This is a genomic window from Aquirufa sp. OSTEICH-129A (genome assembly GCF_054558355.1).
This window is the reverse complement of sequence record NZ_JBPXKC010000001.1, coordinates 346,272-371,273: the sequence shown is the minus strand read 5'-3', so window position 1 is coordinate 371,273 and position 25,002 is coordinate 346,272. Positions and strand designations below refer to the sequence as shown.

Below are 25,002 nucleotides of genomic sequence, written 5' to 3'. Positions count from 1 at the left end.
ATGGAGTCATTAAGTGCTTCCTATTTTGAACGGGCACAAGCTGTAATACCTGGTGGAGTTAATTCACCGGTACGAGCATTTAAATCGGTGGGTGGTTCGCCCCTATTCATTCAATCAGCTAAAGGAGCGTATTTGAAAGATGTGGATGGCAAAGAATACCTAGATCTAATTGGATCATGGGGACCCATGCTTTTTGGCCAAGCTCATCCTAGCATCGAAAATGCTGTAAGAGAAGCCTTAGCCAATGGATTTTCATTTGGTGCACCTTCTTATAATGAGGTCTTAATTGCAGAAAAAATTGTTTCCATGATTCCTTCCATCGAAAAAGTTCGATTGGTAAATTCAGGAACCGAAGCCACTATGGCTGCCATTCGATTGGCAAGAGCTTACACCAAAAGAGATAAAATCATCAAATTTGAAGGTTGTTATCATGGTCATGGAGATTCATTTTTAATTGCAGCCGGTTCTGGAGTAGCTACTCTAGGTACCCCTGATAGTCCCGGTGTAACAGTATCTACTGCTAAAGATACCTTGACAGCTATTTACAATGATTTAGACTCATTAAAGCACCTATTTGAAGCTAATCCCAATGCCATATCAGCAGTAATATTAGAACCAGTTGTTGGTAATATGGGACTAGTACTTCCAGAACCAGGGTTTATAGAAGGAATTAAACAACTCTGCGAGGCAAATGGTAGTCTATTAATGTTTGATGAGGTTATGACGGGCTTTAGGCTGTCAGCTTCTGGATACCAAGGACTAATTGATGTTCAACCTGATTTAACCACTTTAGGTAAAATCATTGGTGGTGGCTTGCCGGTAGGTGCATATGGAGGAAAGGCTGAAATTATGAATATGATTGCTCCCGCTGGACCTGTTTATCAAGCTGGTACTTTATCCGGAAATCCACTTGCCACGACGGCAGGATTAGCCATGTTAAATTTAATCACTGAACATCCTGAGGTTTATCAAGAATTAGATAAAAAAGGAAAAGCTTTGGCTGAAGGAATACGTCAACAAATAGCTGATCTTCAAATAGATGGATTTGTCAACCAAATAGGTTCTATGTTTACTTTGTTCTTTACTAAAACAGCAGTGAAGAATTTTAGCGATGCAAAGACCTCAGACACAAGCAAATTTGGTATATACTTTAGAGAAATGTTGAACCAAGGAGTTTATTTACCTCCATCACAATTTGAGTCTTGGTTTTTATCTGCTGCTTTAGACGAATCACATATTGAGCACATACTAAAAGCTAGTAAAATAGCCTTAGAGAAAACGAGGAAAGCATAATTGCCCTACTCAAAAATGCTTCAAATGAAGGAAATATCCACTTTCTTTAGTGTCATTATTCCTGTATACAATCGTCCACACGAGTTGGATGAACTACTGACATGTTTGGTTCAACAAAAATACCAGCCATTCGAAGTCCTCGTAATAGAAGATGGTTCCACCATTTCATCCAATGAAATCGTAAAAAGCTACGCCTCTAAATTAGATATCCAATATTTTTATAAAGAAAATGGCGGACAAGGTTTTGCTCGAAACTATGCTTTTGAAAGGGCCAAAGGTGATTTTTTTATCATCTTGGATTCCGATGCTTTAATTGAACCTACTTATTTAGAGGAAGTAGAAAAAGGAATTCGAGAAAAGAATCTTGATTTATTCGGTGGACCGGATAAAGATCATCCAAGCTTTACTCCTATTCAAAAAGCCATAAGTTTTAGTATGACCAGCCTATTTACCACAGGTGGAATTCGTGGGAAGGAAAAGAACGTAGGTGGAACATTTCATCCTAGAAGTTTTAATATGGGTATTTCCCGAAAAGTTTGGGAAGCTACTCAAGGATTTAAAATCACCCGGATGGGGGAAGATATAGAATTCAGTATCCGTTGTTTATCCTTAGGTTTCAAATCGGCCATTTTACCCAAGGCTTTCATATACCATAAAAGACGCACTGATTTTGCTCAATTTTATAAGCAATTGCATTTTTTTGGTAGAGCTAGAATCAATATCTCCCGCTTCTTTCCGAATGAGTTAAAATGGGTTCATTTTTTTCCAGCTTGCTATCTGATCGGATTACTCTTTGTAGGACTTAACTTATTAGTATTCCCAAGTTTTGGAAAATACTTAAGTGGATTTGTCTTGTTGTATTGGTTGGGGATCTTGATAGATTCACTCGTTCAAACAAAAAGCTTTAAAATAGCAATCCTTGGCCTTATCGCAGCTAACATTCAGTTAATTGCCTATGGCCAAGGATTTCTAGAAGAGGCTTGGAAAAAAATTACCAATAAGCCTTCTTAAGTAAGTAATTCTGCACGTAATCTTTTACACCCTCCTCTAGTGTATGAAAAGGCTGCGTGAAACCAATTTGACGTAATTTATCCATATTCGCTTCAGTAAAATATTGGTATTTATCACGTATATCCAATGGCGTATCTATGTAGTTAATCACAGCTTCCTTACCCATGGCTGCAAAAGTAGCTTTCCCTAAATCATTAAATGAACGTGCAATGCCAGTACCTAAATTATAAATTCCCGAATTCTTACGATGTTCCATAAAGAATATACAAACATCGATTAAGTCTTTGACATAAATAAAATCACGCATCTGTTCTCCATCCCCATAATCAGGTCTATGGGATCTAAAAAGATTAAGGCTACCTTTTTCATTAATTTGACGAAACGCATGCCAAATGACAGAAGCCATTCTTCCTTTATGGTATTCATTGGGTCCATACACATTGAAAAACTTCAAACCAGCCCGAAAGAAAGGTTTCTTTTCTTGTTGTAATGCCCAAATGTCAAAATCATTTTTAGAATCTCCGTACGGGTTTAAAGGCTTTAAACCTGGAATTTTACTTTCATCATCATCATACCCCAATTCCCCTAAACCATAGGTAGCGGCTGAAGAAGCATAAACTAGGGGAATTTGATATTCCACACAACGATTCCAAATTTCTTTAGAATAATTCACATTTAAATCATCAAAAATAGATTTATCAAACTCCGTAGTATCAGTACGGGCACCAATGTGAAAAATAAATTCTACTTCTCGGAAATTCGAATCTAACCATGAAAAAAACTGAGTCCTTTCAACTTTTTCTTTGATTTTTTTACCGAATAAATTTTTGTTTTTCTCTTCAAAAGAAAAATCATCCACTGCGATAATGTAATTGAAATTTAACTCATTCAGTTTTTGAATTAAACAACTACCAATGAATCCAGCAGCTCCTGTAACAATGATCATAATTAAATAGATTATATAGATTTAGCCTTCAAATTTACGTAGAATCCCAATAGCATTCCATACCTTTGTAGAATTAATGGTGATTCTGCTAATGTTTTCCCAGTTCACCTTCACTTTAAACAACTGAAAACAATGGTTTACGTCATCCGTAAGGAACATTTTAATGCCGCTCATCGGCTATATAATCCCAACTGGTCTGAAGAAAAGAATGAGGAAGTTTTTGGTCCATGTGCCAATAAAAATTGGCATGGCCATAATTTTGAATTAATCGTGACGGTGAAAGGAAATCCTGATCCTGAAACAGGATTTGTATTTGATCTAAAAGAATTGGGTAAATTAATTAAGAAGGAGATTATAGACAAAGTAGATCACAAAAACTTAAATATGGACGTAGATTTTATGAGGGGTAAATTAGCCAGTTGTGAAAATCTAGTCATGGAATTTTGGAAAATTTTAGCTCCTAAAATCAAATCTGCATCTACCAGTGCTGAATTGCATAAAATCCATTTAGTGGAAACCAATAAAAACTCAGTAGAATACTACGGAGAAAATTAATGAAGTATTTCATATTAGCAGGAGAAAAATCAGGCGATTTACATGGTTCCAAATTAATCAAGGAGCTATTGGCATTAGACCCAACTGCTAGTATACAAGCCTGGGGCGGTGATGATATGCAAGAAGCAGGTGCTGAAGTACTTATTCACCATAAAGAATTGGCTATAATGGGCCTTCTAGGTGTATTACAAAATATTCAACGACTAAAAGGTTTATTTCAAAAATTCAAAAATCAGGTTCAATCCTTTCAGCCGGATACAATCATCTTCATAGATTATGGTGGATTCAATCTAAAAGCAGCCAGGATTGCTAAATTACAAGGATTTCACACCCAATTTTACATAGCACCCAAAGTCTGGGCATGGAATAAAGGCCGTGTTGACGTTATTAAAAAATGGATTGACGAATTATATGTCATTTTCCCTTTTGAGAAAAAACTATTTGAAGAACAGGGCATATCGACACATTATGTGGGAAATCCCTTAAAAGATTCGATTGACAGTTTTCATCCTAATCCCTATTTTGAAGCTCAAAATAAGATACAGCATCCTTGTGTAGCTCTATTGGCAGGGAGTAGAAAGCAAGAAATTTTAGTGGCCTTGCCCATCTTTCATGAATTAAAATTGGCTTTCCCTCACGTACATTTTTATGTTGCAGGATTATCTGATTGGAAGTCCATTTATAACTCATATGATTTAGATGTCATTTATGATGACACATATAACTTACTGCAAGTTTCCAAAGCTGCAATTGTCACCTCCGGTACAGCTACTTTAGAAACAGCTTTATTGCAGGTTCCCCAAATTGTAGTTTATAAGACTGACTGGCTATTTTACTCTTTAGCCAAATTAGTGGTTAAAATAAAATTCATTTCTTTAGTAAACATTATCTTGGGAAAGGAGGCTGTACCCGAAATGATTCAATCAAAGTTTACGGCTTCTCATATAGCGCTAAAATTGAAGCAATTACTTGAAAGTGGCTCAAGTACGAGAAAAAAACAATTGGAATTATATCAAGAATTGGTACAAATCATCGGGCCATCTGGAGCTTCAAAAAAATCAGCTAAACTAATGTTTGAATCAGCATTGGCTTTTCAAGCTAAATAATTTTTAATCCAAGATTTTTGGGTACCAGGAATGGATTTATAATATTGAGCTATCACCTTTTTATCTACCTCAAAATCACCACTAGGGTAAAAAGGGTCATTAATTTGTACACATTTATTGACGTAATCAAAACCCACCATTATAATAGGAATATTTGCTTGAACAGCAATATGATAAAAGCCTGTTTTTAATTCCTGAACATCTTTTCGGGTTCCTTCAGGTGCTAATGCAGCATGGAAATATTTATTTGCTTGGTAAATATCCACGATGGCACTTACTAAATTTTGATTTTTTGACCTATCAACAGGATAGCCTCCCAACCAACGAAAAAGCCAACCAAAAGCTCCTTTAAACAATTCTTTCTTTCCCCAAAAATAGATTTTCATATCCAATAAAGACCTCACTCCCAAACCAATTGGAAAATCAACCCATGTGGCATGTGGGCATACAATAACTATACTTTTGGGAATATCTCTGGGTATATTTCCTTTCATCTTCCAACCCATTCCAGTAAAGAACCAATCGAACAAAGCAGATTTTATGAGCATAATTGCAATAAATAGGAGTCAATTTGTTTTAAAGAACACGAAGGATTAATGAGCACTCCATCAATGCCTACTCGTTTTGCTGATTCAATATTATGAAAATTATCATCAAAAAAAACTAGTTGATCTGGTTTTAAGGATAATTCATTCAGAACATGGTGATAAATATTTTCATCTGGCTTAATCATTCCTAAGTCAAAGGAAAAAAAGGTTTTTCTAAATAATGCAAACAGACTTTCACCTTCAGGCCCCAGAGGCACCTGAGTAAATTGCTGAGCATGAATAGAACTAGTATTACTTAATAAGTATATGGGGAATTTTTTACCTACATTTTCTAGCCAAGCATAAACACCTGGGTGAAAATCCAATAATAAAGCAGAAAAAGCTTGGTCAAATTGTTCATCTGAACAATCTAGAAATAAAGCATTTCGAAGTGAATCTCTAAATGCTGCGTCTGATTGCAAACCACTTTCATAATTTGCCCATAAGGCCTCATTATGGGTTATTTCTTCGATTTCTTCGGCCGTGTATCGAGAAGAAAAATTCGCAAAAGATTGATACGTTTTATCTAAATCTATGGGTAATAAAACATTCCCTAAATCAAATAGCAGAGATGGAACAGCTGATGGCATATCATTTATTCAACAAAAACACCCATTTTACCGTACTTATCTATACGAGCATCAATACGTGCACGAGAATCCATGGCACAAAGCTTTTTCAACTCCTCCTTGATTACAGCTTTCATCTTCGCTGCTGCTGCATCGGGATCTAAATGAGCACCACCTAGCGGCTCTGGTATAATTCCATCGATTAAACCATTTTGCTCCATATCATTGGCAGTCAATTTTAATGCTTCAGCCGCTTGCTCCTTATAATTCCATGATCTCCATAAAATAGAAGAACAGGATTCAGGTGAAATAACTGAATACCAAGTATTTTCCATCATCAAAACGCGGTCACCAACAGCTATACCTAATGCACCGCCTGATGCTCCTTCACCAATGATGATACAAATAACAGGCACTTTTAACATAAACATATCGCGAATATTGCGCGCAATAGCTTCCCCCTGACCCCTTTCTTCGGCTTCTAGGCCTGGAAATGCCCCTGGAGTATCTATTAAGCAGACAATAGGCTTATTGAATTTCTCAGCCATTTTCATAAGACGCAAAGCCTTACGATATCCTTCTGGATTGGGCATACCAAAATTACGATACTGCCTTTGTTTGGTATTACGACCTTTTTGTTGGCCTATAAACATAACAGAAAATTCTCCATCTATATTTCCAAATCCACCAACCATGGCCTTATCATCGGCTACCGAGCGATCACCATGTATTTCAATAAATTCTTCACAAATTTTTTCAATATAATCGAATGTGTAAGGACGATCAGGATGTCTAGATAACTGAACCCTTTGCCAACGAGTTAAATTAGAAAATGTCTCTTTTTTCAATTCTAGAATTTTTTCTGTCAATGATTGAACCGTAGCAGTAACATCGACATTATTTTCAATTGCTAATTTGCGCATTTCTATCAACTTATCCTCTAATTCAGCAATTGGCTTTTCAAATTCTAATAATGTTCTCATAGTAGATGTTAATTTCAATTGTAAAATTATCAATTAAAGAATGAAAGTTTGATTCTTTTCAGGCAAAATAACTTCCTGATATCCCAAATTTGTTAACTCTTCTTTGAATTCTACCATACTTTCCTCTTCCCCATGTGATAAAAATACTTTTTTAAGCGTACTAGGGCTTTGAACTTTAACAAAATCCAACAAACCTAATTTATCAGCATGGCCTGAAAATACGTCGATTTTACGAATTTGAGCATGAACTTTATATTCGCGGTCACGTACTTGAATATGGTCTGTTCCTGCTAATAATTGCCTTCCTAAAGTCCCTTCTGCCGCATATCCTATTAATAAAATGGTACAATAGGTATTCGAAATATTATCGGCAATATGTGTTTCCACTCTACCACCAGAAATCATTCCAGAAGAAGAAATGATAATGCATGGTTCATGGTAATTTTTAATGGCCCTACTTTCCTTTTCAGTTTGAAGAAATTTCAAATTGTCAAAATCAAATAATTCATCATATTCAGCTTGAAATTCCCTGGCCTCTTGATTTAGATAAGAAGAATATTTGGTATAAATCCGAGTCGAACTTTTCCCCATGGGACTATCCGTAAATACCCGAATGGCAGGAAAATTATCCTCTTCAATCAAACGATTTAGCGTGTATAAAACAGCTTGGGTTCTTCCTACTGAAAATGCTGGAATAATTAACCTTCCAGGTTTGTCGATACAGGTGGCTTTAATGATATCACCTAATGCTTTTTTCGTACTTTCTTTGTCTTCGTGGATACGATTACCATAAGTAGTTTCACAAACCAAATAATCACAAGGAGGCATGGTTTGGGGATCTATGTGCAAAGGATAGTTTTTACGACCTACATCACCACTAAAACCAATGGTTTTTTTCTCTCCATTTTCTGTAATACCCAAATGTACGTGAGCCGCTCCTAAAAGGTGCCCAGCAGGAATAAACGTGATTTCTAGGTTTTCTGTAGCCCTGAATTTCTTACTAAATGGGATGGTAATAAAATGATTTACAGAATGTTCTACATCTTTTTGTAAATACAAATCACCTTTACGTAAAAGGCGATCCATTTGTTTGTGCTTTTTTCGACTTTCTCCCTGGGCCGCTTTCAATTTCCGCAAATGCAAATTTGCCGAGTCCATCAATAGCAATTCAGCCAATTCTGCAGTCGGTGGAGTACAAAGAACTTGCCCTTCATAACCCTCTCGATATAACATGGGAATATTACCAGAATGGTCTATATGAGCATGCGTAAGAATTACTAAATTAATCAGGGAGGCATCAAAAGGAAAAAAAGCTTTATTTTCATAAGGCTCATCAAAATCAATTTCCCTCTCCATATCCGTACCACAATCAATCAATATCTTAAAGCCATCTTCTAACTCTAACAAGAACATACTTCCTGTTACTTGTTTGGCCGCTCCTAAAAATTGTAGCTTCATAAAATTAAATAAATAGGGGCTCAAAGAGCCCCTGATACATGACAAAAATACAGCTTTTTCGTGAATTAGAAATGCCTATTTTACTTGCGTAGCAAATTCAGCCTGCATTTTATCTAAAACATCTTTACTTAATTGTTTATCTGCAATGACAGTTCTGTATCTAAATGTAACAGATTCTCCTTTTTTCAAAGTCAAATTACGCTCATCTTTACCATTACTAAAAACTTTAGCCCCTAAAGGATTCACAGCAAATAATCCGTAACCTCTGGCATGCCAATAGCTAGGATAACTAACATTTGCTGGGTGATCTAAAATGGCAATATTAATGGGATGATTATCTAAAACACCCTTTAAATTCATCCATTTGGCTCTTGTACTCCAAACTTTTTCTCCAGTGATACCCTCACTACTTTCATAATCTCCACTGACACCTGTATTATCAAGAACCGGCACTTTAGTCTCAACACCATGTGCATCCGTAAAAATATCAGGCTTATTGGAAGGGATTTCCAATTGACGAGCAACACGAATAGCAAACATGCCATCTTTCACATCTTTGAATAAGACTGTTTCAGCTAGGGCAGTCAAAGTAGTTATACGGTCAATCACACGGATATCGGAGGTTCCAGAAAATGCATAGGTAGTTTTTTCCGCTAAAACCTTTGCTCCTTTTCCATCGCTATCAATCCATGTAGCCGAAACTCCTAATTCTCCTTTGTCTTTTCCACCTTTCATGTTCAAAATTTGCTCATGAACTATGGTTCCAAATTTATGGCTCTTCATTCCCTCCGAAATGTTATTGGAATTATTCCAATAGTCAAAACCATTTACATCTTCATAGTTTAACCACATACCTACATGGTGAGGATGATCAGTTCGCTCGCCCGGACGAATAGCCACTGGATACCCACGGGTAATGGTACTACCTTTGGCACTTAAAATAGGGAAAAGCACCGCCTTTTTTAAAACAGATTCACCGGGAAAGAAATAAGAAGTGAAATATTTGCCTCCTACTAATACGTCAATCTTCTTTTCCGCATCGTTTTTCTTGAAGCTAACCGATTGATTTTGAGCATTTACCTGAAAAGCTAGGCAAGTAGATAAGATTAAAAATAGTTTTTTCATAAAAATAAGTTTAAAGTAAAATTCCGAGAATGACTCCTCGGAATTTTACAAAATAACAAAATCAATTTGATATTAATAGCCTGGATTTTGAGGAAAACCTGTAGAAGTACCTTCCGCTCTATCAATTTGTAATTGAGGAATAGGTCTTAACACATGGTGGGCTTTAATATACGGTGCTGCTTGTGGGTTATGAAGCTTTACACGCTCAATCAAATTACCCCAGCGTGCTAAATCAAACCAACGAGATTGTTCACCTAACAATTCACGCTCACGCTCATCCATAACGAAATTTACATTTAACTGATCAGCTGTAATTAACATAGCAGATTCCTTTCCTGGCCATGCTGCACGACGGCGTATCACATTATATGTATTAACGGCATCAGAAATAGCACCAGAGAAATATTGAGCTTCAGCGAGCATCAAATACGTATCAGCTAAGCGGAATGCGATGAAATCACGTCCACCTTCAAATTGAGTACGATCTACACGAGCGCCGTCAAAGTGCTTATTAATTGCAAGAAAAATACGCTCATCATAACGAGAAGGAACTAATACCTGATATTTCTTTTTAGCTCTTTCTGCCTCTGGCATTTCATAACCTGGTAAGAAAATAGCCGTATCCCCTAAGGCAAACGTAACCGTCTTCTTAGTTAAGTCAAAACTCGTGTTGTAGGTACCTGGTCTGTTGGACAGATAAGTATCTTTGAAAGTCTTTTTATAACGACTATCATTTTCTCTATCTTTAAAAACTACATCAAGAGTGTACTTTGTAGGTGCATAACGCTTAAATGGACGACCATTTTCAGTATCACGTTGCATGCCTGGCAATACATCGTATTCCATACCAAAAAATACGTGTGCATTATTTCCACCTGCATTGGTTAATGGATCACGGGTATATTGAATAGACCAAATAACCTCATTATTCATCTCATTTCCTTGTCTATGTACATCAGCAAAATTTGGCAATAATGAAATACCATAATTACTGATAACATTCTTCAAACTTGCAATAGCCTTTGCATAATCATCACTTGCTTTAGCAATTGAAGTAGCCTTAGTTAAATACACACGACCTAATAGGTGCTCTGCTCCTGCACGAGTGATACGTCCATAATCAGCAGATCTTGCTTTATTTTCTAAATCAGGTAAAGCTTCTGTTAGGTCTTTAATGATTTGTGCATATTGTTGAGCAACCGTACTACGCTTAACTACTTTAGTTGGAGCCAAAGTTTCAGTTAAACGTAAATCCACACCGCCAAATAGTTGAGTCAAAATAAAATAATGATGAGCTCTAATAAATTTAGCCTCTGCTACACGTTGTTTTTTTACTGCATCCGCTAAACCAGTCACCGCTGGAGCACGTTCTATGATGGCATTACAAGTATTGATACCTTGATAAAAATCAGTCCAAACTTCTGCAACTAAACCATTTCTGGTATCAAAATCAGTTGTATACGTATTCATGAATTTCCAGCTACCATCAGCCCCATTGGTATATGAATCCGTTCCAAAAATAGTAAGGTTCATTCCACGTTCTGTACCATACCAAGAGCGCATGGTAGAGTATGCGGCACTCGTAGCATCATTTAAACCTTTGGCTGTATTGATGTAATCATTACCAATACGTGATACTACATTTTCTGTAAGCAAATCATTACAAGATTGTAAACCTAAACCTAGTGTTCCAATCAATCCTAAATTTGCTAATAAACTTATTTTTTTAAATAATTTAAAGCTTTTCATATCTATTAATAGTTGAAATATTATTAAAATTTAAGATTTACACCAAAAGTAAGTATGCTTGTAGCAGGTGATACGTTGGTATTAACCTCACCACCACCAACACCTTGCTCACCATCTACGAATGTTTCTGGATCAATACCTTTATACTTTTGACGATACTCTGCCAAAATTAAAGGCTGCTGGATACTTGCATATACTCTAACACTTTCCATTTTCCATCTTTTAGCAACCTTATCAGGAATATTATAACCAATGTTAATATTTCTAATCTTAAAAAATGAACCTTCAAAGTAAGTTAAAGCACTTCCGTATTTAGGGAATTCTTGAGTTACTACAGGTTGAGGGAATTCATTGGTTGGATTGTTAGGCGTCCAATAGTTCAATGATAAGTTGTTGTAACGACCCGCTAATTGGTTTACGTTGTCATGAAAACGACTACGAATCATTTGACCAACACGAGCAAATACAAAGAATGATAAATCAAATCCCTTATAAGAGAAACGGTTAGTTAAACCAGCTGTAAAGGATGGAACAGCAGAACCCAAAATCTGACGATCATCTGCATTAATTTTACCGTCGTTGTTGAAGTCCTGAACCTTAATCTGACCCACTTTATCACCATATTTAGCAGCTTCGTCTTTTTCAGATGTTTGCCAAATACCAATCTTCTTGTAATCAAAGAAAACACTTAATGGTTGACCAATAAAACGACCAGCTCCCACATCATCTACTTTACCATTGGCTAACTCAATAATGGCTTCTCTATTTCTGTTGAAGATTAAATCCGAAGTCCATTGAAAATCACCTTTATCTACATTGACAGTTGATAAAGTTAACTCAAGACCTGTATTTTGAGTTTCTCCTACGTTAGTGGTAAAACCACCAAAACCAATGGAAGTAGGTAGTGGCTGTGGTGCCAACAAGTTAGTAGTATTTGTCACATAGTATTCAGCTGTACCAGAGATTCTTCCACGTAAGAAACTAAAATCTAAACCTACGTTTTTAGTAGTAGAAGTTTCCCAACGTAAATCTGGGTTACCAATGGTATTTGGACGATATCCGTAAGCAGCTGCATTATCCCAAGCATAAGCTGTTCTTCCTAATAAAGCTTGCGTTTGGTATGGAGTAATAGCTTGGTTACCAATAGCTCCCCAACTAGCACGAAGTTTCAACTGATCTATAGCAGTAATATCTTTGATAAATGGCTCTTCTGACATATTCCAACCAACAGCCACTGAAGGGAAAAGACCGAATTTTGTATTCGCTCCGAAACGAGATGAACCGTCAGCACGTAAAGTAGCAGTAATCAAATACTTTTCTTTGTAGTCATAGTTCAAACGACCCATGTATGAAAGTAAAGTCCATTCAATTAAGTCTGTATTAGCACCTGTAATCTGGCTTGCATCACCAAGACGGTGGTATGATTCAGATTCAGCTGGAACACCATTTACTGAAATGGATGTACGCTCATCACGATCACGTTGGATAGACTGTAAACCCGTAAAATTCAAGTTATGAACATCTTTGAATTTGCGGTTATACGTAATCACGTTTTCTAATGTCCAGTTAAACAAGAATTGTTCACTTATACTTGCCGTTGCATTACCACCACGGTTATTGTTAGTAAAAGCGCCAATAAAACGACCCGCACGTCCGATGGTTAAGTCTGGTCCAAAGTTTACACGGTATTTTAAACCTTTCGCAATGTTCCATTCTCCATAAAGGCTGTTGAAAGTTCTGAAACGCTTATTTTCATCAATATTTGCTCCAGGAACAATCTCAGAAAATGGATTGGTTCTTAAACCGTCATTGGTAGGTAAGAATACTAAATTACCGTTAGCATCATAAGGCTCTCCTAGTGGATTCTCTTGCATCGCTCCACCAAGAATATTTAAGTTCTCTCCGTTACGAAGACTATTTACCACCAAAGTAGATAAACCAATTTTAATTTTATCATTGATTTGGTGATCTAAGTTCACTCGGAATGTATAACGAGTAAAATCTTGCATTTTAACTACACCAATATCATTGAAGTAGTTAGCAGAAATATTAAAGGTAGTTTTTTCTGATCCACCAGAAACAGATACTTGGTGGCTTTGGATAGCTCCAGCACGTAACATACCACCTACATAATCAGTACTTCTACCAGTAGCAATACTTGTTAACTCTCTAGGCTCAAATATTTTTGCATCATCAGCTGCAGTGGCAGCCCCTAAAGGATATTGACCTACGGCACGACGAGATTCACGCTTATATTCTGCAAATTCAGCACCATTCATAACTTGAATAGTTCCTAATTCTTGGTTTACACCATAATAAGAATCTACGGATACTACTGTTTTACCAGCTTTACCACGTTTAGTAGAGATAATAACGACACCATTGGCACCTCTAGAACCATAAATAGCCGTTGCAGAAGCATCCTTTAATACCTCCATGGATGTAATATCTGAAGGGTTAATATCATCAATACCTCCAGATAATGGAATACCATCTACTACGTATAATGGGTCATTGGATGCGTTAAAAGATCTACGTCCACGAATACGAATTTGTGGTCCAGCACCTGGTTTAGATCCAGGTTGCACTACGTCCACACCAGCTGCTCTACCTTGTAAAGCTTGTCTAGCATTCGTCACAGGAAGTTCAGAAATTTCCTTAGCCCCCACAGAAGAAATAGCTCCCGTCATTTGACTCTTTTTCTGAGTACCATAACCTACTACTACTACCTCACTTAAACTAGTGTTATCAGCAGCAAGTTTAACATCAATTTGGGTCTTAGAACCTACAGGAACCTCCTGTGGTAAATAACCCACCGATGAAATAACTAACACAGCCGAAGAAGATGCTGAAATTTTAAAATTTCCATTAGCATCTGAAGAAGTACCTGTTTTGGTTCCTTTAACTAAAACGGTAACTCCAGGAATTCCCATACCATCTTCAGCAGAAGTAATTTTTCCGCTAATAGATCGATCCTGAGCAAACAACTGAATTCCTAAAAAAACAAATACCATGCTTAATAGGAATTTTGAAAGTAATTTTTTTCTCATTTGTTCCAAAATAATAAGTTAATAAGAATGCAAAGTGTTTTGAATCCTACTCCATAATGCCTTGCTCTCATCAGGAGTAAGCTGGACCTTAGGGTTTTGAGATTTTCTGTGTTGGTTCCAGTTTACAGCAGAGAATCTTAACAAAAATTTGTTAATGCGGGCTCGCATTAATCGCTTAAAGTAGTTTTTCTTTAATTCATTGTGGTGTAACATTTAAAGGTTTTTTTGTACAATTACTACATAAAGTAATTGTCTTAACCTTTTTACTCATTTTAATTTAAAATGCTACATTTTCGTAAACCATGAACTCTTTCATCTGACGAAGAGCTCCAAAGATTAAATTGTACACAGATTGTGGATTAATTTTCATGGATTGACTGATTTGTTCGGTATCCATATTATGATAGAATTTCAAAGATATGGCTTCTCTTTGGCGCTTACTTAATTTTAGCATGCATTGCGACAATTGTTTATTAGTCGATAATTCATCTTCCATTCGAATCATCTGGTACTCTTGACTAAAATCACGATCGGCTGATTCTAAATAATAATTAGCGTGATGCTGGGCATTTTTTAATTGCCCATCTAAATGACGTACTAATTTACGTTTAATAGAAGCCATCAAATAAAATTTAACACTGGTTGTCGGACCAAGACTGGCATGATTACGCCATAGTTCAACAAATAAATCATGCAAACAATCCTTGATTAATTCTTTGTCGCTAGTTATACCCATGGAATAGGAATACAAGGGTTGTACAAAATACTGATAAAGACAAGTAAAGGCTTGGTGGTCTCCATTTCTGAATTGATCCCATACTTCCACCTCATTAATGCTTTGTTTCATTGGTAGTCTGATTAATTGAACTATTACAAGTAGTAAGTTAATTTTCACCTGAATATCACCATCAAGTGAAACTAATATAGACATAGGATTTATAATAATTCAATGAAAATCTTTAATTTTTTTCCGTAAACGTTTACGTAAACGTTTACAATTTTTGTCTATTAAAAAAAAGGGATAAAGCGGAGCAAAAAATGTACTAATTAATATTTCTCCCAAAAAAAATACCAAAAACTAAAAATTGACTATTTTTAAGTTTTCCAAATAAAATGAATCAACAAATTAAAAAATTAAACACCCTAGATGCCTCCATGCTGGTCATGGGTTCCATGATTGGATCGGGTATATTCTTAGTAAGTTCTGAGGTAGCAAGGCAAATTTCCAGCCCTTATATGTGGATAAGCACCTGGTTATTAACCAGTTTTCTCACCATCACTGGTGCTTATGCTTATGGAAAGTTATCTACCTTGTTTCCTCAAACCGGCGGCCAGTATATCTATTTGAAAGAAGCTTATTCTCCCATGACAGGATTTTTATTTGGATGGACCACATTCCTTGTCATACAGACCGGAACGATAGCAGCTGTAGCAGTGGCCTTTGCCAAATATACCGGGTTTCTGTTCCCAAGTATCATCAATGAAAATGCTCTTTTATTCAATTACATCAACAGTCAACAAATTTTAGCGGCAGCTTTAATTGCTCTTTTGACCTATTTTAATTTAAAAGGGATATCTTTTGCCTCCTTCATTCAAAATCTATTCACATTCACTAAAATTGGTGCCATCATTGTATTAATCCTAATAGGATTCTATGTTGGCATACAAAACGATTGGATTCATTTTACGGATTTTTTCAGAGAGGTCAAAACCTATGATGAACGCTCACAGCAATTTTTGTCGATTGAACCACTAACTCTAGCTAGCTTATTTGGAGTTGCCATGATTGGTCCATTATTTTCCTCTTCTGCCTGGAATAATGTTACTTTCGCCAGCCAAGATTTTGAAGATCCTAAAAAAACCATAGCCAAAGGATTGGTATATGGTTCTGCACTAGTCTGTTTACTGTACATACTGACCAATATTGCTTATTTAGGTATTTTACCTTTGGAAGGTAATCCATCTGGGGCAACAGCCTATGAGCGTGGTATTATGTTTGCAAGCCAGGACAGACTTGGTTCAGCAGCTTTACAAAGTGTTTTTGGTACCATTGGAGCTACCTTGATGGCCATATTTATTATGATATCAACCTTTGGATGCAACAATGGGATCATTTTAGCTGGAGGCAGGCTATTTGAGGCGATGGCTCTAGATAAATTATTCTTTTCAAAAGCCGCTCATTTAAATAAAAATGGTGCTCCATCCTATTCGCTAATCATTCAAGGAATTTGGGCCATTCTCCTGTGCTTTTCAGGTGGTTATGGCACTTTGTTGGACTTTACGGTATTTGCTATTTTGCTGTTCTATTTCCTTACTGTCATGTCGCTATACAAGGAAAAGATATCAAAAGGATTATTAAGCAATACCAACAAAATATTATTTGCGGTTTACCTAATAATCCTAGTAGCCATTGCAGCCAATTTATTATATGTCAAAACACTCTCTTCAACCATTGGATTAGGTCTTGTTGTATCTGGAGTGCCTTTTTATTATTTAATGAAAAGAAATCAAAGTAAGGATTGAGATTTAAACCATTTCATTAAGCTTTCGAACCAATCGTCGGTGGTGGTTTTGTTATTTAAACCAAAACCATGACCTCCTTTGGCATATACATGTAAATCAGCTGTGATATTAAGGTCGCTTAATTTCTCAACGTATATTAAGGAATTCTTAACAGGAACGGCTTTGTCATCCGCAGCATGAACTAAAAAAGCAGGAGGTGTTTGTGGGCTAACTTGTTCTTCGTTAGAAAACAAATGCAAATCTTCAGCTGTCATCTCTGGACCTATCAAATTTTTAGCAGAACCTTGGTGTCCAAAAGATCTAAAACTAATCACAGGGTACAATAAAATTTGAAAGTCTGGACGAAGATTGGCGCCATCGTTGATTCCTGTATAATCCTTGCTAAAATGAGTAGCCGCGCTAGAAGCTAAATGCCCTCCAGCAGAAAAACCCATGATTCCAATCTTTTTAGGATCAATTCCCCAGTCAGAAGCATGTTGCCGCGTTATACGAATAGCTTGTTGCGCATCCTGTAAAGGGGCAATTCTTTTATCAACCTGTCTTTTGGCATCAGGTAAACGATAAAACAATACAAGGGCATGAATCCCTCTTTCATTAAATTTCTTTGCAATGTCGGAACCCTCATGAGACGAAGCCAAAATGCCATAACCTCCACCTGGACAAACAATCACACAGGGTTTGTTCGCACCTGGACCTGCTGAATAAAATTGATAACTTGGAATAGTTACTTTGGCAATTCTTGAAATACCATTCGTAACAGCTACATTTTGCTCGTTTGGACCATCAATGTAATTGGGAATTACTCCCGAATATAATGCTTGGGGACTTTGAGCCATTAGACAAAAAGATAGATTTACGATGGAAAAAAGGCTTAATAAAAGTTTTTTCATGACTTAATAACAGGTTTAGTTTTATCTGTGGTAATTAAAACAACTGCCAATAGTATGAAAAAACTAGCAAATAATAAAATAGGATGTAACTCCTCCCCTAAGACTATATTACCTAAAATTAAGGCCACCACTGGATTTACATAAGTAAAAGTGGCTACCACAGCAGCATCACATTCTTTGGATAAATATCCAAATATGGAAAAACCAGCTAATGAGCCTATTAAGGTTAAATATAAAAAAACTGCCCAAGCCTTAAAGGGAACAACTGCTAGGTGCAACAAAGCTAAATCACCTTTTAGAGTACTGATAATCATCAATAATACACTACCGGTAATCATCTGTATGGCACAAACTTGAGTGAAATGATAACTATTTGCCTTGGTGGATTGAACACGAAAAACGGCTATATTCCAAGCAAATGCAGCGCCAATTAACAAGGCTATTCCTGTAAAAAACTGATCAGATTTGCCTGGTATGGACAAACCTTTTTGTGAACTCATGATGACTATTCCAATCAGTCCTAATAAAGTAGCCATGATTTTTTTTACACTCGGCTTTACCCCCTCCATCCAAAAGAATATCACTAATAGCAATGGACCTAGCGCCATAAATACAGCTGAAAATCCAGAAGGAACGATGGCACTAGCAATGGCTAAAGAAGCATTGTTGATGGTAATAAATAAAATACCAGCCATGATGTGTACTTTTAGGTGCTTTATGGGCATTTTTACCCAATGCTTACCTAGAATTGACCACAAAAACAGCAGAAACCCTGCGGTAAAATTCCTTCCATATGAAATAAATAATGGGGGAAAATAATCAATCAAAATTCGAACACTAAGAAAGGTAGAGCCCCAAATAAGATAAAGTACACCTAATGCAATAATGCTAGGTAAACTCATGTCATTTTTTTTCTCCATGACTATTGTAATAAATCGGGTCTACGCTCTTGTGTTCGTTTAATCGATTGTTCATGACGCCAAGCTTCTATTTTTTTCTCATGGCCAGAAAGCAATACCTCTGGAACATCCATGCCTTTGAAACTTGCGGGACGGGTATAAACTGGCGGTGCCAATAAACCATCTTGAAATGAATCAGTTAATGCAGAACTTTCATCACCAATAGCGCCTGGAATTAGACGAATGATGGCATCAGCACAAACAGCTGCAGCTATTTCTCCTCCTGACAAAACATAATCTCCAATGGATATTTCGCGAGTAACATATTTCTCCCGAATCCTTTCATCTATTCCTTTATAATGCCCACAAATGAGCAATATATTTTCCGACATGCTTAATTGATTCGCAATTCCTTGTTGAAATTTTTCGCCATCAGGAGTTAAAAAAATAATGTCTTGATAGGTTCTTTCTGCCATTAATTGATCTAAACAATTAGATAATGGCTCAACAGCGATAACCATACCTGCCCCTCCACCAAAGGGATAATCATCTACCTGCCTAAATTTTTTAGAAGAATAGTCGTGCAAATCGTGTAAATGAATGGATACTAATCCTGCTTGACTGGCTCTTTTACATATAGAATGTTCAAAGAAACTTTGCATCAAGGCCGGAACGACAGAAATAATATCAATTCGCATCATCTAAATAAACTTCTAAAAGGCCATCAGGTAAAATACTGTGAATCACTTTATTCTTTTTATCCACTTGGGGGATAATTTCGTCCATTAGCGGAATTAATACTTCTTTAGTCTGGTAATTCATAACCAAAACATCTTGCGCCCCAGTTGAATAAACTTCTTTGACTGTTCCTAAGGCACCATGATTTTTATCCACCACTTGATATCCTACAATTTCATGGTAATAAAATTGATTATCCTTGAGTTTGGGAAGCATGGAAACTGGTAAAAACAATTTGGTTCCTACTAATTCCTTGGCAGCATCTAAACTATCTATGCCCTCAAGTGTCATTAGATTAAGATTAGATCTTACCTGTAAATCAGTAATAAAATATGGTACCATTTCATTTCCTAGCTGTAAAAACACAGCATCTAAATCCTCGTATTCTTCTGGATCATCAACATCTAAATACACATGAAATGCACCTTTAATTCCATGAGGTTTAGATAAAGTTCCTAATTCAAAATATTCTGTTGCTGCCATAGGTACAAAAAAAAATCATACAAATCTGAATATCAAATTTGTATGATTTTAAATGAATTTAAAAATTATTCAGCTGCAGGAGCTTCTGCTTCTGGAGCAGCCTCTTCTGTTGCTGGTGTTTCTTCCGCAGCAGGAGCCTCTTCTGTGGCTGGTGCTTCTTCAGCAGCTACTTCAGCTACAACTGTTTCTTCTACTTCTTCAGAAGCATCATCATCTGTTTCATTGATTGCTTCAACTACACTTGCCACCAATGCCTCTTCTTCTACTTTGTTTTTAGCTGCAATAACTTCAGCACGAGCCGCAGAAACCTTAGCTTCAGCTGCTAAACGAGTAGCTTTTGACTTATCTTTAGAATCTTGGATGTTAGTTGACTTAGTTTGAATCTTAGTCTCTTTCTCAGCTTTCCAAGCTTCAAACTTAGCGTCTGCTTGCTCTTGAGTGATAGCACCTTTGATCACTCCTACTTGTAAGTGTTTTTTGTATAAAATACCACGGTAAGACAAAATCGCTTTCGCTGTATCCGTTGGTTGAGCTCCATTCATCACCCATTTAAGTGCTTGTGCATCGTTCAAGACGATAGTAGCAGGATTTGAATTTGGGTTATACGTACCAATTTTTTCAATAAAACGACCGTCGCGAGGTGCACGTGCATCTGCTACAACTAAGTCAAAAATTGCCAATTTCTTGCGTCCACGACGCGCTAGTCTGATTTTAACAGCCATTATGTGTTGGGTTATGAGGGATCTCGTCCCTCGAGTTTATAAAAATGTTTGCGAAATTAATGATTTTGGAGAGAAATTCCAAGCAAAAGAAAAAGAGAAAATAAATCTATAAGCCGAATTCTGTAAGCTGTAAAGCCTTCTTATCATTTATCTTGGATGAATATCACTATTCACCTCTAGCAATCTACCCGCTGACATCGGACGAGCAACCCTTTTGTCTTTCGACAGCCAGCCTATTTGATCTTGCAACTCGTGAGGTTTACCTATGCCTATTTTGTCACCAAAATAGCGGTGAGCTCTTACCTCGCCTTTTCACCCTTACCTCGAAAGGCGGTTATTTTCTGTGGCACTATCTGTAAGACTATTAAAATCTTCCTTCCTGTTAGGAAGCACGATGCTCTTTGTTGTTCGGACTTTCCTCTTTAAAAAAGCGATAAGACGATTTATTTTCTCTGTGACAAAGGTAGTACTTATTTCCTAATCAACCATTTACCTTGGATTTCCCCCATCACATTCAATACCGCTTGATTCCATTGTAAACTATCCAAACGAATTTGCATGGTAGCATTCTCCATTCCATTTTTCATCCATTGAGAACGATCAATAAATAACATTGGATCAATATTAAATTGATTTAAATTTCTTTCTAAACGCTTAAGAACTTGTTTTTTGAACATATTAGAAGGGAAACTCAAACCTTGTAAATCTTTGGAAACCAATCGAATACTCAATTTATTTCCTTCCACTAAAACAGGTATAAAATCGAAACTAAATGAACTAGCTTTACCTTTATAGCCTAAAATAGTACAATGAATCCATCGTGTATCGTTCGTTTGCAGGGTCAAGGTAAAATCTGTTTGCTTCATGCCTTTTCTCCATTGACTTTCAACCAATGCCCGTAAATATTCCCAGCTTAATTGTACAGAAAAAGGGGCCGCAGATTCTGGTACGCTTGGTACCTGAGAAATCAATTTAATTGAATTCTTTTGAAGTACCCGACTGTCAAATACATTCGTAAAAACCAAAGAAGAATTCACCCATGCTGACCCACGAATACTTTGATTACCCAATACCCATTTATCCAAAGCTATTTGACTAACAGAAGGATGCAAAACAAAATCAGCTACAGGCATACTATGAATGGCTGTATTTAACATTTTCTCTAAATTAGCCGTTTGTAGTGATTGGTTAATTTGTTTAGTTATTTGGTTAGTCAGTTGTTCTTGTTTACTAGCTAATAAACGATCAATGACGGATGCTACATTAACACCAAAACCTGCCACACGTAAACTGGGTTTTTCCTTCCATTGATAGGAATATTGAATTTGCTGGAGAGCAAGTGAAGACAAGGGTTTAGTAACTACATCAGCTTGTACTGACAAATCCATTTGACCATTTACTTTACCAGCTGAAAAACCTGCCAAACTTGGCTCAGCGATAAAGCCTATCGGCAACTTAAGGAAAAGGGTTCTATCATTATTTCCTTGAATTTTAGGAGTTCCTAATAAATTAATCTGTAGAGGAAATCCCACCAATGTCGCATCAGTGCTTGATTGGAGTAAAGTTTTACCTGCTTGCCATTTCATCCATTTTTGCAATGTATCATAAGAAAATTCAAAATCAACCTGAGTAAATGCAGGTTTAATTGGATCAAATTTATCTTTATAAACAGCAGGCTTGGAGGGTAAAAGCACTTCTCTACGACATGAAAAGCCTAAAAACAATAATCCTACAATTAAAAAATACCTCATATTTGATTTAATCTTTTCCGAATAATCCATTCGACACTAATAAGTACCACCATCAATAAACCAAAATAGGGCCATTCCCATAAATTAATTTCTTTTAAGCTAACTTCCCCAGCCAAAACTTTATTACCCAATGTTAACTTTTTTATTTCAGATGATTCTATCAATTTAATTCCTTCCCTGTGAGATAACATTTGAAAATTGGCATTATTCCGACCAATTACAGACTCTCCATCTACCTTAATCACATTAAATTCACCAGAAAAATCTATTTCTTTACCCTGATACGTTATTTTGACCTGATATTGATACTTTCCTGGCTTATCGGGTGAATATGGAAACACTTGATGAATTTGAGATAAAGTTCGTTGAAACTGAACACTAGATTTCCCATTGGATAGCTTAAATTGAACAGGGTATTTTAAACCTTCATTTTGCTCAGGATTTAATTGGCGTATTTCAAATCCTAATTCTTCGCCTAAGGTAATTTGAGATTTGTCGAGGTCCAAGGAAACTAAATCATCTGCCTTACGCAAAAAACTCATTTTAAATAATTCCAATAAAGTAGAATCTAGTACAGCATAAGAACCCAAATTTTTAACCTCTGCCATCTGCTCTTTCCATAAATCCACAATAGCACTTGAAAAACTCGTTCTTATAGCTGAATGCTTTTGCCAAGAACTTGGAAAATATAAACCCATTTTGGTATAATCTTCCATAGGTGGCAAATTCTTGTTCAGCTCCTTAGGAATATTTAAGTACCAAACTGACTTATCTTGAGGAATTTCTTTGGGTAAAATACCATAAAATACATAATTGTCAGCCTTAGGTAAATTGGATATAGTTGAATTAAAATTCCAATGTAAATTAATTTTAGCCTCATGAGCTATTCGATTTATGACGCCCAAATTTGGATTCGGAGCTAGGGCAAAAGCTTCCACTTTAGCACGATAATCTTGTACAATCCAAGTAAAACTTTGGTCCAGAGAATCATCATTTTCTACTTTTATTCGAATCGTATGTTTACCAATTGTTGAATTAGATAAGACTAAATCAACTTCTTGAAATTCCTCCCAGCTCCCTCCGGTAGCTTTGATATTTTGATACAATTTTGAATCTACAAATACCTGAATGGCTGGTGATCTATCCCCCATTTTTAAATTAGACCAAACGGAGATAGGCACATGAATCTTCTCTCCCACCACGGAATAAAGCGTTTTATTAGGTACACTGAAACCTATTTTTTGTTGGGTAATGATTTGACCAAATGGAATTAGGTACATGGAAACCCCACGATGCAGAGAAGTTTCTAAATCCCTCAATTGACCATCCGTGATAAAAAAAACATCTTTTACTTGGTATCCTTTAGAATCTTTTCTAATCAAATCCTGCACCTTAGCCCAAGAGGAGTTTTGACCATTAGGCTTAATTTGACTAGCACTAGATGACTGACTCAAGTTAATCAATTTCAATTCACTATCCTTTGGATTAATTAATTCAATATCCTCTTCAACTTGCTTGATAAAACTAGTAAAATTGGCTTGATCCATGGATTTGGAATCGTCTACAAGCAAAAGTGTTTTATTGGGAAGCAATGTAGATTCTTCTATGGTAAGCTTCCAAGGAATAAAACATAACATGGTTCCAACCAAAAAAAGACCTCGTAAAATGGATTGAAAAACGATTAAACCAGTTTTTTCATTTTTTCTATTTTGAAACCAATAATACCATATACCCAATAAAAAAGCTAAGCTCAATCCCACCCAAAGGGGAACTGAGCTTAGCCATAAATTCAAGAGAATTGGATGCATTAGGTTAAAAGGCCCCCATCAACTTGCAATACTTGACCCGTCACATAGGAAGATAGCTCCGAACCTAAGAATAAACATACATTGGCAACTTCCTCTGCTTGACCACCTCGTTTTAATGGGATAAATTTAGTCCATTCTTCTACCGTTGCTTCATTTAATTCACCTGTCATTTCAGTTTCTATAAAACCAGGTGCGATGGCATTACAACGAATATTTCTAGAACCTAATTCCAAAGCTACTGACTTGGTAAAACCAATAATACCAGCTTTAGAGGCTGAATAATTTGCTTGACCGGCATTACCTTTTATACCAACAATAGATGTTAAATTAATAATAGATCCTGACTTAGCCTTCATCATGGGTTTAATGACGGCTTTTGTCAAATTGAAAACAGATTTAAGATTTACCCGAATTACCTCATCCCACTGTTCTTCACTCATGCGCATCAACAAACCATCACGCGTAATACCTGCATTGTTTATTAATACATCAATGGAACCAAAATCTTCTAATACAGAATTTACTAATTCCTCAGATTCAGCATACTGCGAAGCATCAGAACGATACCCTTTGGCACGAATTCCAAATGCGGCTAATTCTTTTTCAAGCGCCTCTCCTTTTTCTACTGAGGATAAATAAGTAAAGGCTACATTAGCACCAGATTTAGCAAATGAGGTAGCAATGGCACGACCAATACCTCTTGATGCTCCAGTAACTAGTACAACCTTGTTTTCAACTAATTTCATATAATAATTT

At 36.3% G+C, this 25,002-nt stretch carries 22 protein-coding genes and 1 other RNA gene; 5 read left to right on the top strand and 18 right to left on the bottom strand.

Going from position 1 to position 25,002, the window contains the following annotated elements; genetic code table 11:
- On the top strand, positions 1-1,293 hold the full coding sequence (gene hemL / locus SKC36_RS01650; RefSeq protein WP_459452800.1) for a glutamate-1-semialdehyde 2,1-aminomutase: 1,293 nt from the start codon (positions 1-3) through the stop codon (positions 1,291-1,293).
- A 24-nt stretch (positions 1,294-1,317) separates the two neighbouring features.
- Positions 1,318-2,304, top strand: coding sequence for a glycosyltransferase family 2 protein (locus SKC36_RS01645; protein ID WP_459452799.1), 987 nt, complete (start codon positions 1,318-1,320; stop codon positions 2,302-2,304).
- Here the strand turns inward: SKC36_RS01645 and rfaD are convergent.
- Positions 2,285-3,250 carry an ADP-glyceromanno-heptose 6-epimerase gene (rfaD, locus tag SKC36_RS01640; RefSeq protein ID WP_459464196.1) on the bottom strand — a complete coding sequence of 322 codons (966 nt, stop codon included), beginning with the start codon at positions 3,248-3,250 and terminating at the stop codon, positions 2,285-2,287. The genes SKC36_RS01645 and rfaD overlap by 20 nt on opposite strands.
- Positions 3,251-3,382: 132 nt before the next feature.
- On the opposite strand from rfaD, the gene SKC36_RS01635 reads away from it, so the two are divergent.
- Together SKC36_RS01635 and lpxB are read left to right on the top strand one after the other, a co-directional pair.
- A complete protein-coding gene (locus SKC36_RS01635) occupies positions 3,383-3,805 on the top strand; it encodes a 6-pyruvoyl trahydropterin synthase family protein (RefSeq protein WP_459452797.1) in 423 nt (140 codons plus the stop codon).
- A complete protein-coding gene (gene lpxB, locus SKC36_RS01630) occupies positions 3,805-4,911 on the top strand; it encodes a lipid-A-disaccharide synthase (RefSeq protein ID WP_459464193.1) in 1,107 nt (368 codons plus the stop codon). Before SKC36_RS01635 ends, lpxB begins: the two co-directional genes overlap by 1 nt.
- Here the strand turns inward: lpxB and SKC36_RS01625 are convergent.
- The 8 genes from SKC36_RS01625 to SKC36_RS01590 all read right to left on the bottom strand — a co-directional run bounded on the left by SKC36_RS01625 (position 4,899) and on the right by SKC36_RS01590 (position 15,279).
- Positions 4,899-5,459, bottom strand: a complete 561-nt coding sequence (locus SKC36_RS01625; protein WP_459452795.1) for a 1-acyl-sn-glycerol-3-phosphate acyltransferase — start codon at positions 5,457-5,459, stop codon at positions 4,899-4,901. The two genes, lpxB and SKC36_RS01625, sit on opposite strands and share 13 nt — an antisense overlap.
- On the bottom strand, positions 5,450-6,088 hold the full coding sequence (locus SKC36_RS01620; RefSeq protein ID WP_459464191.1) for an HAD family hydrolase: 639 nt from the start codon (positions 6,086-6,088) through the stop codon (positions 5,450-5,452). The genes SKC36_RS01625 and SKC36_RS01620 overlap by 10 nt, the downstream gene beginning before the upstream one ends.
- Before the next feature lie 5 nt (positions 6,089-6,093).
- Entirely contained in the window at positions 6,094-7,050 is a 957-nt protein-coding gene (locus SKC36_RS01615) for an acetyl-CoA carboxylase carboxyltransferase subunit alpha (protein WP_459452793.1), read from the bottom strand.
- 33 nt (positions 7,051-7,083) lie between these two features.
- Positions 7,084-8,508: an MBL fold metallo-hydrolase RNA specificity domain-containing protein gene (locus tag SKC36_RS01610; RefSeq protein WP_459464189.1), complete on the bottom strand. Its 1,425-nt coding sequence runs from the start codon at positions 8,506-8,508 to the stop codon at positions 7,084-7,086.
- Positions 8,509-8,583: 75 nt separating this feature from the next.
- Positions 8,584-9,633: a DUF6807 domain-containing protein gene (locus SKC36_RS01605; protein ID WP_459452791.1), complete on the bottom strand. Its 1,050-nt coding sequence runs from the start codon at positions 9,631-9,633 to the stop codon at positions 8,584-8,586.
- Between the two features lie 72 nt (positions 9,634-9,705).
- Positions 9,706-11,382, bottom strand: coding sequence for a RagB/SusD family nutrient uptake outer membrane protein (locus SKC36_RS01600; RefSeq protein ID WP_459452790.1), 1,677 nt, complete (start codon positions 11,380-11,382; stop codon positions 9,706-9,708).
- Between the two features lie 23 nt (positions 11,383-11,405).
- Complete coding sequence (locus SKC36_RS01595; RefSeq protein WP_459452789.1) at positions 11,406-14,396, bottom strand: SusC/RagA family TonB-linked outer membrane protein; 2,991 nt, start codon at positions 14,394-14,396, stop codon at positions 11,406-11,408.
- Between the two features lie 313 nt (positions 14,397-14,709).
- Positions 14,710-15,279 (bottom strand): RNA polymerase sigma factor, encoded by a 570-nt coding sequence (locus SKC36_RS01590; protein ID WP_459464187.1) that lies wholly within the window; start codon positions 15,277-15,279, stop codon positions 14,710-14,712.
- A 266-nt stretch (positions 15,280-15,545) separates the two neighbouring features.
- Between SKC36_RS01590 and SKC36_RS01585 the strand changes: the two genes are divergently transcribed.
- Positions 15,546-16,955 (top strand): APC family permease, encoded by a 1,410-nt coding sequence (locus SKC36_RS01585; protein ID WP_459452787.1) that lies wholly within the window; start codon positions 15,546-15,548, stop codon positions 16,953-16,955.
- Here SKC36_RS01585 and SKC36_RS01580 read toward each other — a convergent pair.
- From SKC36_RS01580 to fabG, 9 genes are all read right to left on the bottom strand, one after another.
- Complete coding sequence (locus tag SKC36_RS01580) at positions 16,940-17,845, bottom strand: alpha/beta hydrolase (protein WP_459452786.1); 906 nt, start codon at positions 17,843-17,845, stop codon at positions 16,940-16,942. The genes SKC36_RS01585 and SKC36_RS01580 overlap by 16 nt on opposite strands.
- Positions 17,842-18,765 carry an EamA family transporter gene (locus SKC36_RS01575; RefSeq protein ID WP_459464185.1) on the bottom strand — a complete coding sequence of 308 codons (924 nt, stop codon included), beginning with the start codon at positions 18,763-18,765 and terminating at the stop codon, positions 17,842-17,844. Before SKC36_RS01575 ends, SKC36_RS01580 begins: the two co-directional genes overlap by 4 nt.
- A 2-nt stretch (positions 18,766-18,767) precedes the next feature.
- Positions 18,768-19,442, bottom strand: coding sequence for a tRNA (guanosine(37)-N1)-methyltransferase TrmD (gene trmD / locus SKC36_RS01570; protein WP_459464734.1), 675 nt, complete (start codon positions 19,440-19,442; stop codon positions 18,768-18,770).
- Entirely contained in the window at positions 19,432-19,965 is a 534-nt protein-coding gene (gene rimM / locus SKC36_RS01565; protein WP_459452784.1) for a ribosome maturation factor RimM, read from the bottom strand. The genes trmD and rimM overlap by 11 nt, the downstream gene beginning before the upstream one ends.
- A gap of 65 nt (positions 19,966-20,030) precedes the next feature.
- The gene (locus tag SKC36_RS01560) at positions 20,031-20,687 is read right to left on the bottom strand and encodes a 30S ribosomal protein S16 (protein WP_459464183.1); all 657 of its coding nucleotides are present in this window, start codon (positions 20,685-20,687) and stop codon (positions 20,031-20,033) included.
- 93 nt (positions 20,688-20,780) lie between these two features.
- An RNA gene (gene rnpB, locus SKC36_RS01555) (RNase P RNA component class A) lies at positions 20,781-21,137 on the bottom strand.
- A gap of 20 nt (positions 21,138-21,157) precedes the next feature.
- Entirely contained in the window at positions 21,158-22,438 is a 1,281-nt protein-coding gene (locus SKC36_RS01550; RefSeq protein WP_459464181.1) for a DUF4403 family protein, read from the bottom strand.
- The gene (locus SKC36_RS01545) at positions 22,435-24,246 is read right to left on the bottom strand and encodes a hypothetical protein (protein WP_459464179.1); all 1,812 of its coding nucleotides are present in this window, start codon (positions 24,244-24,246) and stop codon (positions 22,435-22,437) included. Before SKC36_RS01545 ends, SKC36_RS01550 begins: the two co-directional genes overlap by 4 nt.
- Positions 24,246-24,992, bottom strand: a complete 747-nt coding sequence (fabG, locus tag SKC36_RS01540; protein ID WP_459452780.1) for a 3-oxoacyl-[acyl-carrier-protein] reductase — start codon at positions 24,990-24,992, stop codon at positions 24,246-24,248. The genes SKC36_RS01545 and fabG overlap by 1 nt, the downstream gene beginning before the upstream one ends.
- Between the last annotated feature and the right edge of the window lie 10 nt (positions 24,993-25,002).